Origin of the sequence: Falsiroseomonas oleicola (assembly GCF_019029495.1) — a bacterium.
Classification (GTDB): domain Bacteria; phylum Pseudomonadota; class Alphaproteobacteria; order Acetobacterales; family Acetobacteraceae; genus Falsiroseomonas; species Falsiroseomonas oleicola.
This window is the reverse complement of sequence record NZ_JAERQM010000010.1, coordinates 149,890-162,248: the sequence shown is the minus strand read 5'-3', so window position 1 is coordinate 162,248 and position 12,359 is coordinate 149,890. Positions and strand designations below refer to the sequence as shown.

The following is a 12,359-nucleotide window of genomic DNA, read 5'->3' as shown; positions in this document are numbered from 1 at the left end:
GCGCCGGAGGGGATCGAACGCGACCGCGTCTCCCTTACAGCGCCGGCCGCCCCCGTCCGCGCCATCCAGCAGCCTTCATGAATTATGCGGGCTAGGCTATGCTTATGCCTTGGCAGGCGCGCCGAGGCTTGCCCTCGCTGAACTAGCCGCCGCTCACCAGATCGCGGTCGAGCATGGAATGGGGGACCAAGTTCAGCAAATTGATCAGCTTGTAAGCCGGATCGACACGCTGCTACCGGGCTTGAAGTCGCCAAGACGCAGCGATTAGCCCGCTACAAGTCAGCGGCTGTTTCAACGCCGCGGCCCCTCCACAACCTCAGCAGCTCCAGGCAGCCCATCCAGCAGCAGCCCGGCCCACTCTTCCGCCAGCTCCCGCCGCCGCTCCAGATGCCGCGCGCGGTTATACGCCGCCTCCACCTTGTCCTTCGGCACATGCGCCAGCATCAGGTCGATCACCGCACGGTCGAGCCGATGCCGCTCATTCATCACGGAGGAGAAGGCCGCCCGCCACCCATGCGGCACATGCTGCCCGTGATAGCCGGCCCGGTTCAGCAGGTAGCCGATCGCATTGTTGCTGATGGCCCTGCGCGTTGTCCGCGCGCTGGGGAACAGGATGCCGGAGGGGCCGATGAAGCGAATCAGCGCCCGCACCACATCCACCGCCTGCGGCGCCAGCGGCACCACATGGTCGCCCGTCTTCACCTTCATGCGGGACGCCGGCACCCGCCAGACCGGGGCAGGGCCGTCCAGGTCCTCAATCTCCGGCAGGCGGGCACCGAGCAGCTCCTGCCCCGGACGCACCACGGTCAGCGCCAGGAAGCGCAGCGCCAGCTTGGTCACCGGCTGCGCGGGCATCTTGTCCGCATCGCGCAGCATCTGCCGCAGGCGGTCGATATCCGTGATCGCCGGCTGCCGGCCGCGAACCACCGGCTTCAGCAAGCGCTGCACCGATACTGCGGGATCCGAAGCCGCCCAGCCATGCGCCACCGCATGCTGGAACACCGCGCTCATGCGCTGCCGAATCCGATGCGCCGTCTCGATCGCGCCGCGCCGCTCCACATCCCGCAGCACCACCAGCACCATGGGCGGCGTGATCTCGCTGAGGGGCAGGCGGCCCAGGGCAGGGAAGACCGAGGTCACGAAGCTGCCGAGTACGTCGGCGGCATGCGTCGCCGTCCAACGCTGCCGCTGTTCCTCGTGCCAGGCGCGCGCAATGACCTCGAAGGTGGTGCCGAGCGCAACCCGTGCTGCCAGCTTTTGCACCCGCTTCTCGACACTGGGGTCCTTGCCCGCCCGCAGCAGCTCCCGCGCCGCCTCACGGGCCCGGCGCGCCTCCACGAGGGAGATCTCCGGGTACTGGCCGATCGAGAGCTTCTTCTCACGGCCGGCGATCTCGTACCGGTAGTGCCAGAGCCTACTGCCGGATGGCATGACCTGGAGCACCAGGCCGGCGCCGTCCCGAACCTTGTAGGGCTTGTCCTTCGGCTTGAGCGCGCGGATTTCCCGGTCCGTCAGCATGCCATCCCCCGTTGCCCGGTTTTCCGAATCCGTGGCCCGGTGCGTTGCCCGCCTTAGCGCGGGATTGCGTGGGAACGGATCGGAAACACTGCTGGCAAAAATAGGACGCGGCCGCTCGTTTAGGCAAGGTTCCTAGGAAGTTTCCCCGAGGGACGGACAGGATAGGAAAATTGTTTGGCGGATGGGGTGGGATTCGAACCCACGGTGGGCGTGAACCCACGGCGGTTTTCAAGACCGCTGCCTTAAACCACTCGGCCACCCATCCCCGGAGGCGGTTTCCAGAATAGCGCAGGATCCGCCGGGGCGAAATCACCGGCAGGGACGATGCCGCGCGCCATGTCGTCGAGGAAGCCGAGCACCGCGTCGATATGGGCGGGCCAGTTCGGTGCCTCCCACCCCGCCAGGCGGTGAATCTGGGCGCCACGCCGGGCTGACATGGGCAAAGCGTAGTCCTCCACCGCCTGCTGCCAGGCTGGCAGGTCCAGCGGGTCGAGATAGTCAGCGACCGGCCCGGCCAATTCCCGGTGCGCGGCGATGTCGCTGCACAGCACGGGCGTGCCGCGGGCCAGCGCTTCCGCCACCGGCAGGCCGAAGCCCTCGGCAAAGGAAGGCATCAGCAGGGCGCGGGCGTGGTCCATCAACCCGGCCACCACCCCATCCGAAACCCGGCCGAGTTCCAGCAGATGGGGGCGCAGCCGGGCGCAGCGGTCCAGCAGGTCGAGCACCTGCTCATTGTCCCAGCCGCGATTGCCGACGATGACGAGCTTCGGCACCGGCCCGGGCCGGTCGGCGAGGCGGCGCCAGAGATGCAACAGCATCAGGTGGTTCTTGCGCGGCTCGATGGTGCCGAGACACAGGAAGAAGGGCGCGTCGCCGATCGCCACGGGCAGGGCCGCGGCGCGGCGCGGCGCCACGCCGAGCGGGGCTGCCAGCAATGGCAGGCCGGGTGGCAGCAATGGCCGCAAGGCGGTGGCGGTGGCGGCGGAATTGGCGATGACGCCACTGGCGTGATGGGCGATGGTCCGCATCCGCCGGTGGTGCCGGGCGGTTTCCGAGGCGGCGACATATTCCGGCCAGTCGAGCGGGATCAGGTCGTGCACCAGCGGCACCAGCCGCGCGCCGGTCCGGCGCAGCAGGCCGCCGATGGATCTCGTATGCGCCAGGGGATGGTGGGAGACATTGAGATAGAAGGGCGCATGCGCCCCGGCAGGCAGGCTGGGCATGCGTTGCCAGTTCGCCAGGCTGCCCGCGAACAGTGCCAGCGCCCGGGGCGCCAGGCGGGGCAGGGTGCCCGCCTCCCAGGCCGGACCCACGGCGCGGATCAGGGCGGCGGTGCTTTGATGCGGCAGCAGGCCGAATCCGCCGCGATAGTCGAAGGCGAGGAAGCGCAGGCGGTCGCCCGCCAGGGCCAGCAGATTTTCGGCATAGGCCAGTTCGACCCGGTCCACGCCGGTCAGGGTCCCGCGGAAAACGCGCCAGAGCAGTCGCGACAGATCGAGCCAGATGGGCGGATTCGTGCCGGTACCGCAAGAATAGCGGACGGCGGTTGGGGCGGTGGTGCGTGTGGGCGGGGCGGGCGGCGAGTCCAGCAGGCGGAAGGCGGGGGCGCTCACGGGAAAGATCCCTCGGGCCAATCCAGAAGAGAATTTGTTATCATTTTTGATTCATTCTCGAATGATTTGGATCTGGCATGAGGTCCATCCGCACTCTTGCACTACGTTGACGCAAAGGTGTATTCATCTACCCTGAGTTGCTGAACAAAGGCAAACAGGAACGCGGCGGCTGTGCATATCGGATCGAAAGCCCGGCCGGCGGGCCATCTGATGCAGCGGCGCCCGCGGGTCGCCATCATCAGCACCTATGATGAGCTCTGCGGAATCGCCGGATACACCCGGGCCCTGGAACGCCAGTTGCAGGGCAGCATGGATGTCCGGGTTTTCGATCTCGACCAGTATCTTCTTCGCAGCCCGCATCCTCGGGTCCAGCGGCTGGCGGATGCCCACATCAAGGAAATAGCGACACATCTCGCGGAATTCGACAGCGTCAATATTCAGCTTGAGCATGGGACTCTCGGGCGGACGGTGCCGCAAATCCTGCGAAGGTTCCGGCGACTGGCGCGCGCCGCCCCGGCACTCTCCGTCACCTTCCACACGATCCTGGACGAGGTGGTGATCCCCTATGGAGAGGTCCTCGGCCGGGCTGGCCGGCTACGGCTGCTGGGCGCCGCCGCCGTGCTGGCCGAGAACCTGCGCGCCTGGACGCTCGCCAACAGCATCTATTCGTATCTGAGGCAGTTGCAACGACGAAAGCCGGTGCATGTCATCACCCATACGCGACGTGACATGCGGCTGCTGCGGGATGTGCATCGGCTGGCGGATGTGCATCACCATCCGCTGGCCTTCGTACCGCCGGAGGATGCCGCCGCCATCCGCGCCGCGGCCACGCCGGATGCCTTTCCGATCCTGAAGCGCCTGCCGCCCGGGGTCAGGCTGGTCGGCACCTTCGGCTTCCTTTCGCCCTATAAGGGCTTCGAGACGGCGGTGGAGGCGTTGCGCTACCTGCCGCCGGATCATCACCTGCTGATCTTCGGCGGCGTCCACCCCCAGGCGATCGCCCGGCATCAGCCCCGCGACGCCTATATCGGGAAGCTGCTGGCGAAGGGGCGAATCGGCCAGACGGTGATCGACGAATTGCGCGAGGGCGGCGCCGCCAGCCTGGCGCTGGACGCCTCGGCGCGGGAACTGCTGGCACGGCACCCGCAGGATTTGCACGACCGGCTGCACTTCATGGGTGTGCTGGACGATTCGCAGTTCATGACCGCGATGGCGCTGTGTGACACCGTGGTGCTGCCCTATCTGGAGGTCGGGCAATCCAGCAGCGGCCCCATCGCGATGGCGGTGGATATGGGCTGCCGGGTCATCGCCTCCCGCACCCGCGCCTTCCTGCAATTCGCCCGCTACCATCCGGAGCGCGTGGAATTCTTCGATATCGGCAATTTTGCCGAACTTGCCCGCCGGATCGAGGCGGGGCCGCCGCCGCCCTCGGGCCGGCCGCAGACCCATGACACGCGCAGCAATGCCGCGCTCTACCTGAAGGTCAGCCTGCCCCCGGGCATGGTGGCGCCGGAGCCGGCCACGCCCGATGCGCAGGCAACTTCGCTCCAGCCCGCCGCGATCCTCGGCTAGCGGGGCGAGGATCGGCCATGGAGCAGAATGCCCGGCAACCCTCCCAGCTGGCGGCGATCGCGGCGGCCATCGAGGCCGGCCTGCCGGCGCAGGCCGCCGCCTTGTTCGAACGCTGGCGCGACCCGCCGGTGGCGAAGGCGCTGGTCGCCTGCCTGCTGCTCGACCAACGCGCCACGCTGCCGACGCTGCTGACGGCGCCGGCGCTCGACCGCGCCGGATTGGCGGCAGCATTGGGCGAGCTGGGCCTGGCCCCTGGCGGCACCGGGCCGGACCTGATCGCCGCCCTGCTCGGCGCGGCCCAGGATCCGGCGGCGGAGGTGCCGCGGGTGCATTTCGCCTCCCTTGTCCTGGTCGCGGGACGACACCGCCTGGCGGAGGCGCTGCTGCTGCCCGCCTGGCAGGGGGGCGCCAGCAGCGCCATGGTCGCCCGCGCCTTGTCCGGCACCTGGATGCTTCTGGGGCGGGAGGCGCAGGCGCTGGAGGCCGCGCGGATCGCGGCGGAAGCCGCGCCGCAGCAGCCGGAATTGCTGGAACATCTGGCCGGGCTGCTGCTGCGCGCCGGCCAGCCCGGACCAGCGCTGCTGGCCGCGGGTCGTGCCATCGGCGCCTCCGCCGAGTCCCATCAGGGCTGGCGCCTGGCATCCTCCGGCCTGCTGGAACTGGGAGAGACGGCGGAGGCGATCAGCGCCGCCAACCGCGCCGCCCGCCTTTCCGGCCTGCACCGGCCCCATGCGGAGCAGATCCGCACGGCCCACGCGGCGGAGCGGCCCATGGCCCAAGCCGCGGAGCGGCCGTTGATCCAGTTGCCGCAGGTGCCGCAGCCGGAGCCGGCCTTCCGCGCCGCGCCGCAGCCCGGCTGGGCCAGGGTGCCGGCCGATCTGCAACCGCCGCCGCCGCCGCCGCTGGGCCGCGCCATTGCCTGCCGCGCGCGCATCATCGATGCGCTGATGCTGCGGGAGACGCGGACGATGTTCAGCTCCAGCCGCCTCGGCTACGCCTGGGCCTTGTTCGAGCCGCTGTCGCATGTGCTGCTGCTGAGCGCCGTGTTCCTGTTCCTCGGCCATGACAGCCGGCCGCCGATCGGCGACAGCATGCTGACCTTCTACATGACCGGCGTGCTGTCCTTCCTGTTCTTCGCGCATCTGACGGAGCGCGCGATGGATCTGCCGGCGACCAACCGGTCGCTGCTGCTGGTGCCGGCCGTCGGGCTGTTCGACGTGCTGGCGGCGAAATCCGTGCTCTCGGCGGTGACCGACCTGGTGATCGCGGCGCTGACCTTCGCGCTGCTGATCGCCTTCGGCGTCGGCCACCTGCCCACCGATCCGGCCTCCATGATCGCCTGCTACCTGGTGCTGTTCCTGCTGGCCTTCGGCATCGCCTGCGTGAACATGGTGCTGTCCAGCTACAGCTCGGCCTGGGACAAGCTGTGGCCAAGCTTCCTGCGACTGCAGTACTTCACCTGCGGCGTCTTCTACCACCCGCTCGACATGCCGGAGGATATCCGAAGCCTCATCCTGCTGAACCCGCTGGTGCATGTCACCGAATGGATGCGGCAGGCCTATTACGGCGGCTATGAGAGCCCCTTCCTCGATGTGTCCTACCTGCTGCAATGGACCATCGGCAGCCTGATTGCCGGCACCGCGCTGTTCGCCGCGACGGCGCGCCAGATGCGACGGCCCGCCTGATGGTGATCCTGGACGGCGTCAGCAAATCCTATCGCACCGCCGATGGCGGCCGGCGGGCGATCCTGCGCGATGCGACCATGGCCTTTCCGGCCGGGCTGAAGGTGGGCGTGCTGGGGCCGAATGGCGCCGGCAAGTCCACCCTGCTGCGGCTGATCGCGGGGACGGAGCCGCCGGATGCCGGGCGCATCCACCGCCATGGCCGGGTCTCCTTCCCCATGGGTTTTTCCGGCACCTTCCATCCGCAGCTCAGCGGGCGGGAGAATCTGCAGTTCCTCGCCCGCATCTATGGCCTGGACGCCGCGGCGATGGTGCGCTCCGTCATCGAATTCACCGAGCTGACGGTCGAGATGGACGCGCCGCTGGAGCATTATTCCTCCGGCATGATGGCGAAGTTCGCCTTCGGCGCCTCGCTCGCCATCGACTTCGACGTCTATCTCGTCGACGAGATCACCGAGGTTGGCGATGCGCGTTTCCGCGCCCGCTCCGTCGCCGCCTTCCGCGACCGGCTGCGCCATGCCTCGCTGATCCTGGTGTCCCACAACAGCCAGACCATCCGCAGCCTCTGTGACTGCTGCGCCATCCTGTCCGATGGCGCGCTGATCGCCTTCGACACGGTGGACGAGGCGCTGGACCGCTATGCCGAAATGATGGGGGTCGCCGATGCTTGAGACCGAGACGCGGCCCGGGACACAGCCCGAGGCACGGCCAAGAACGCTGCGCGACCTGCTGCGGGGGCGCGAGGATGCGACGCGGCAGGCGCCGCCGCCGCCCAGTGCGCGGCCGGGGCCGCAGCGCCAGAAGCGCGCGCCGGGGCCGCTGCTCGGCTTCCTGCTGCTCGTGGTTCTGCCGACGCTGGCCTTCGCCGGCTGGCAGGCACGCTGGGCGGCCGACCAGTTCGCCGTGGATATCCGCTTCGCCGTACGCCCGGCCGACCCTGCCCGCGCGGCGCTGCCCGCCGGCATGCTGGCGGGTGCGGCGGCCGGCAATACGGATGCCTATGCGGTGGTGCAGCACCTGCAAAGCCGCGCCGCCATCCTGGCCGTGGCGCAGCATGCCGATGTGCGCGGCATCCTCGGGCGGGCGGAGGCCGATCCGCTGTCCTGGCTCGACCCGGCGGCCCCGATCGAGACCGCGCTGCGCGCCTGGCGGCGGCAGGTCCGCCCCTATTTCGACCGCGCCAGCGGCATCGTGACGGTGGAGGTCCGCGCCTTCAGCGCCGCGGATTCCTTCGCCCTGGCCCAGGCGGTGGAAAAGGCGTCGGAGGCGCTGGTCAACGACATGTCGGCACGCAGCCGGGCGGAACTGCTCTCCGCCGCCGAGCGCGATGTGGCCCAGGCTGAGCGCCGCTTCGCCGCCGCCCGCATCGCCGTCCAGGCCTTCCGGGAAAACCGCCAGGTGGTCGATCCGCGCCGCAACGCCCAGGCGCTGTCCGAGCATCTGGTGCGGCTGCAGTCGGAGGTCATCGCCATGCGCGCGCAACTCGCCAATCTGCGCAGCGTGATGAGCGACAGCGCGACACCGGTGATGCAGCTTCTCGGCAATCTCCGCGCGACGGAGGCCCAGGTGGCGGAGGTGCAGGCGCGGCTGACCGCGGCCGATGCCGGCGGCGGCGCGCTCAGCCAGAGCATCGGCGGCTTCGAGGCGCTGGAGGCGGAGGCGATCTTCGCCCAGCGTGCCTATGAGGCGGCGATGAGCGCGCTGGAACGCAGCCGCGCGGAGGCCTCGCGCCAACAGGTCTTCCTCGCCCCCGTGGTCCGGCCGGTGGCGCCGGAAGCGGCCATCTACCCGGCGCGGCTCACCAATATCGCCACCGTCTTCGCCGTTGCGCTTCTGGCCTGGTTCGTCGGGCTCATCGCGCTCCGCGCTCTCAGGGAACATCTCGCATGAGCAATCTGGATGACCGCAATGCCGCGCGGCCGGCCGTGCAGGCGGCGCCGCGGCGGGTGCTGCCGCTGGGTCCGGGGGAATTGCTGGTCGAGGCCGCCTGGGGCGGCTTCATGGTGGTGCCCGCCTTCAACATGGACGTCGCCATCGGTGTGACACGCGATGGGGTGCACGAGGCCTGGACCACGCGGCTGGTGCAGGAACTGCTGCGACCCGGCGACACCTACCTCAATGCCGGTGCCAATTTCGGCTATTTCGTCTGCCTCGGCGGCAGGCTGGTCGGGCCGGAGGGCCGCGTCATCGGCGTCGAGCCCAATCCGCATATCCTGCCCTTCCTGATGAAGTCGCTCTACTGGAACGGCAGCATCGACAACACCGACATCATCGCCCGAGCCCTGGCGGAGGTGCCGGGGGAAGCGCTGGAATTCCATTTCGACCCGCAATATCTCGGCGGCGGCGCACCGCGCGGCATCTCCAGCCCGGTGGCGGAGGCGGCGGGGGATCATGCGGGTCTCGACCAGGCACTGTGGTCGGCGGGCAGCGTGCCGAAGCTGATGGATGCGGCCGGGCGCTGGGTGAAGGGCATGGGGCTGATGGTGCCCTTCACAACCCAGACCACCACCATCGACACGGTGATGGCGCATCTTGCCCTGCCGAAGCTCGACCTGCTGCATCTGGACATCGAGGGGTCGGAGGCGCTGGCCCTGCTGGGCGCGATGAACACGATCCATGCCTCGCCCCGGCTGCGGCTGATCACCGAATGGTCGGCGGGGCATTATGCGAAGGCCGGTCCCGTGCCACGCGCCGCCTTCGACACGGTCTGGGGCATGCTGGCCGGCCTCGGCTACCGGGTGCGGATGGTGCAGCCGATGGTGGCGGCCGATGGCGGCATCCATGTCTCGCCGCCGCTGAGCCATGAGACGATGACGCAGATGGCGCCGCATGGCGATTACGTCTGGCTCAAGGCCGAGGAGGATCCCTTCCGATGAACGTCCCCCTGACGGCGCTGCACAGGCCGGGTGACATCCCCGCCACGGCCCCCACGCGGCGTCCCGGCTGGGCGGCGGGCATGCGGCTGGCCTTCCTGCACATCCCGAAGACCGCCGGCACCGCCTTCGGCGCCGCTCTGGCGCAGCATTTCGCGCAGGAGGACATTGCCAGCACGCCGAGCATGGACCTCGCCGCAGGCGGGGCCAACCCGATGCTGGGCCAGAGCGCGCCGGCCTATCGCGCGCTGGGCATCGGCAGCCATCTCGACCACGACAAGCTGGATGCGATCAGCGCCGGCCTGCCGAAGGGCGAACGGCTGTTCATCGTGACCGTGCTGCGCGAGCCGCGCGCGCGCCTGATCAGCCAGTACCGCCATTGGCGCCGCGTCGTCGATTCCAACATGGTCGACCTCTCGCCCGAGCAACGGGAGGCCTTCCTCGCCGCGCGCCACATGTCGCTGGACGATTTCCTGGCGGCCCGGATTCCCTTCTCCCAGCGCCATTTCCGCAACATGCAGGCACGCATGCTCTGCGGCTTCAGCACCTCCGAACTGATGGACGATGAGACGCTGCTGGCCACCGCCCGCGTACGGCTGGCCGGCATCGACGTGGTCGGCACGACCGATACGGTGGATGAGACGCTGGCCCGTATCACCGAGGCCTATGGCTGGTCGCCGCCGGACAGCGTGCGGCCGCTGAACGTCGCCCCTGGCGAAGCACCGGTGCTGGCGCCGGAGACGGAGGCGCTGATCGCCGAACTCACCCGCGTCGACCAGGTGCTGTGGGAGGATGCGCAGGGCAGGGCGGAGACACCGCCCCTGCCGCGGGACCAGCGCCGCTACTTCCTGCCCGATCCCGCCATGACGGCGACGCTGCTGGAAGGCGCGCGCATGCGCTTCGGCATGGACCAGGCGCTGGACGGGCAGGGCTGGCATGTGCGGGAAGGGGCGGGGGAGACGCTGTCCCGCTGGACCGGCCCCGGCCGCCGCGCCAGCATCCGCCTGCGCGCGCCACAGATTCGTCGTGTCGACCTCGCCATCCGGCTGGTCTCGGTGCTGGACTGGGCGATGGTGGACGGCCTGGCGCTGACGCTGGATGGCGTGCCGCCGATGGCGCCGCACCGGGTTGACCACAACCGGCCGCAGCCGGTCCTGCTGGCCAGCTTCGACCTGCCGGATGCGGGTGACGGGCGACGCGACCTGGTGCTGGAGGTGCCCTTCACCCGGTCGCATCACGACATCGACCCGAATATCGACGATACGCGCCAGAAGGGCGTCGCCATCGGTGAGATCATCCTCTCCGCCCCGGCGGACACAGCCGCCGGACCGGCGACGCTGGGCGCCCTGTTCTGGCCCGGCGCCCCCTGGTCGGATGCCACGCCGGCGCAGGTGATGGACCTCGTGCCGCATCAGGGGCCGGAGGCCGAGGTGCCGGTGGCCGAACGGCAGATGGCGCTTGACATGCCGCTGCTGCGTGGCCTGCTGGAACTGGTGCAGCCCGACCATGTCTGGGCGGCGGCTTTGAAGACCTTTCTCGGCGCGGTGGAGCGCGGCACGCCGCTGGCCCTGCCGGCGCCGGCCGGGCGGCTCGCCGTGGTGGTGACGCTGTTCGAGATCGCCGCGCGTGGCGCCCCCATCGCCGCGCTGAGCGAGCGCTTCGAGGAATCCGTGCTGCTGCTGCCCTGCGCCGAGGATTTCCGGCTGCGGGAATTGGTGGCGAGCCCGCTGCTGGCGCCCTTCCTGCATATCGTCGGCTGCACCAATGGCGTGCTGGTGGCCAATCTCTCCGCCATGCGGCGCGAGGGTGGGCAGGCGCGGGTGGAGGCCTTCCTGCTGACGCTGGAACGCATCGCGGCGACCACGCCGGAAAAGCTCGCGACGCTGCGCGGCGAGTTCGGCCCGTCCTATCCGCTGCAACAGCTCGATGCGACGCTGCGGGGCATGGCGGCGGTGAATGCCGGCAGCGCCAGCACCCGCGACCTGCTGGCGACGCTGATGCTGGAAACGCCGCCACCACCGCCCACGGCCGCCACGCTGCGCGAGCGGGGGCTCGCCGTGCTCGGCACGGCGGGCAGCCCGGTCACGCTGGTGGAGCCGGCGCTGGTCGAGCGGCTGCGGCAATTGCTGGACCAGATGGTCGCCGCCGCGGATCCGCAGGCCTGCTGGCACACCACCCTGGTGGCGCAGGAATGCGCCTTCCGCATCACCGCGATCCTGGCGGGCTGGCAGCGCTTCAACCTGTCGGGCAATGCCACGGGGCAGCTCGCCCTGGCGCTGCGCCCGGGGCTGCCGCGGCCGCCGCTCTATCCCAAGCCGGCCAAGCCCTTCGGCGAATATATCGACTTCTACAAGTCGGAGGCGGTGGCCATGGCCAGCCAGCCGCATGCGCCGGACCTCATCACCCGGCTCGACCTGCTGCGCGGCGGGCTGGACCATTTGACCCGCCTGAACCAGGCGGCGCGGGAGATCGAGATCGCGCTGCGCCTGCTGGGGGATCGCTTCCCGGGGGAGGAGATCCTCTGGGTCGATGCCGGCTGTTCCTATGGCGTCATCATGAATGCCGTGGTGCCGCCGGCCAATATCGCCGGTCGCTGCGCCTTCCTGGGCTTCGACTTCAACGCCCCGGCGATCGAAGCGGCGCGGATCGTCGCCGGCAATCTGGGCCATGCCCATTGCCGCTACGAGATCGGCGACGTGGCGGAGGCGCGCAGCCTGGCCCAGGGGCGGCGCATCCATCTCATCACCGCCTTCGAGGTGCTGGAGCATTGCCCGGACCCCGTGGCGGTGCTGCGCGACTACCGGGCGATGGAGCCGGGCATGCTGGTCGTCGGATCGCCCCTGGCGGAAGCGCAGGGGATTTTCCCGGCGGAGCAGCATATCTGGGCCTTCAATGCGCGCGGCTTCGCGGCGATGGCGGAGGCGGCGGGTTTCGCCGTCTATGGCATCAACCAGCGCCAGGTCGGGCATTTCGTCGGCGGGCATGACTGGGTGACGGTGGCCGCCACCACGGGCGATCCGAAGACGATGGGCATGCTGTGATCCGGTGACGTGGATGTGACCGAAGCTGTTGCGTCCCGGCCGCGGGTGGCGGCGTTTGCT

9 protein-coding genes and 1 tRNA gene are annotated in these 12,359 nt (G+C 69.7%); 6 read left to right on the top strand and 4 right to left on the bottom strand.

Annotated elements, in window-relative coordinates; translation table 11 throughout:
* Positions 1-291 precede the first annotated feature (291 nt).
* The 4 genes from JJQ90_RS24885 to JJQ90_RS24870 form a co-directional block, all read right to left on the bottom strand.
* Positions 292-1,518 (bottom strand): tyrosine-type recombinase/integrase, encoded by a 1,227-nt coding sequence (locus JJQ90_RS24885; RefSeq protein WP_216878989.1) that lies wholly within the window; start codon positions 1,516-1,518, stop codon positions 292-294.
* Positions 1,519-1,693: 175 nt separating this feature from the next.
* Positions 1,694-1,783, bottom strand: a tRNA-Ser gene (locus JJQ90_RS24880).
* Positions 1,761-3,131 (bottom strand): glycosyltransferase family 4 protein, encoded by a 1,371-nt coding sequence (locus JJQ90_RS27575; RefSeq protein ID WP_216878988.1) that lies wholly within the window; start codon positions 3,129-3,131, stop codon positions 1,761-1,763. Before JJQ90_RS27575 ends, JJQ90_RS24880 begins: the two co-directional genes overlap by 23 nt.
* 123 nt (positions 3,132-3,254) lie before the next feature.
* Positions 3,255-3,581, bottom strand: a complete 327-nt coding sequence (locus JJQ90_RS24870) for a hypothetical protein (RefSeq protein WP_216878987.1) — start codon at positions 3,579-3,581, stop codon at positions 3,255-3,257.
* An 18-nt stretch (positions 3,582-3,599) separates the two neighbouring features.
* On the opposite strand from JJQ90_RS24870, the gene JJQ90_RS24865 reads away from it, so the two are divergent.
* The 6 genes from JJQ90_RS24865 to JJQ90_RS24840 are packed head-to-tail and all read left to right on the top strand — an operon-like array spanning position 3,600 to position 12,299.
* On the top strand, positions 3,600-4,703 hold the full coding sequence (locus tag JJQ90_RS24865) for a glycosyltransferase family protein (RefSeq protein WP_216878986.1): 1,104 nt from the start codon (positions 3,600-3,602) through the stop codon (positions 4,701-4,703).
* Positions 4,704-4,720: 17 nt separating this feature from the next.
* Positions 4,721-6,388 (top strand): ABC transporter permease, encoded by a 1,668-nt coding sequence (locus JJQ90_RS24860; RefSeq protein WP_216878985.1) that lies wholly within the window; start codon positions 4,721-4,723, stop codon positions 6,386-6,388.
* Positions 6,388-7,056, top strand: coding sequence for an ABC transporter ATP-binding protein (locus tag JJQ90_RS24855; RefSeq protein WP_216878984.1), 669 nt, complete (start codon positions 6,388-6,390; stop codon positions 7,054-7,056). Before JJQ90_RS24860 ends, JJQ90_RS24855 begins: the two co-directional genes overlap by 1 nt.
* Entirely contained in the window at positions 7,049-8,275 is a 1,227-nt protein-coding gene (locus JJQ90_RS24850; RefSeq protein ID WP_216878983.1) for a hypothetical protein, read from the top strand. Before JJQ90_RS24855 ends, JJQ90_RS24850 begins: the two co-directional genes overlap by 8 nt.
* Positions 8,272-9,261: an FkbM family methyltransferase gene (locus tag JJQ90_RS24845; protein WP_216878982.1), complete on the top strand. Its 990-nt coding sequence runs from the start codon at positions 8,272-8,274 to the stop codon at positions 9,259-9,261. Before JJQ90_RS24850 ends, JJQ90_RS24845 begins: the two co-directional genes overlap by 4 nt.
* A complete protein-coding gene (locus tag JJQ90_RS24840) occupies positions 9,258-12,299 on the top strand; it encodes a methyltransferase domain-containing protein (RefSeq protein WP_216878981.1) in 3,042 nt (1,013 codons plus the stop codon). The genes JJQ90_RS24845 and JJQ90_RS24840 overlap by 4 nt, the downstream gene beginning before the upstream one ends.
* The last annotated feature ends 60 nt before the right edge of the window (positions 12,300-12,359 follow it).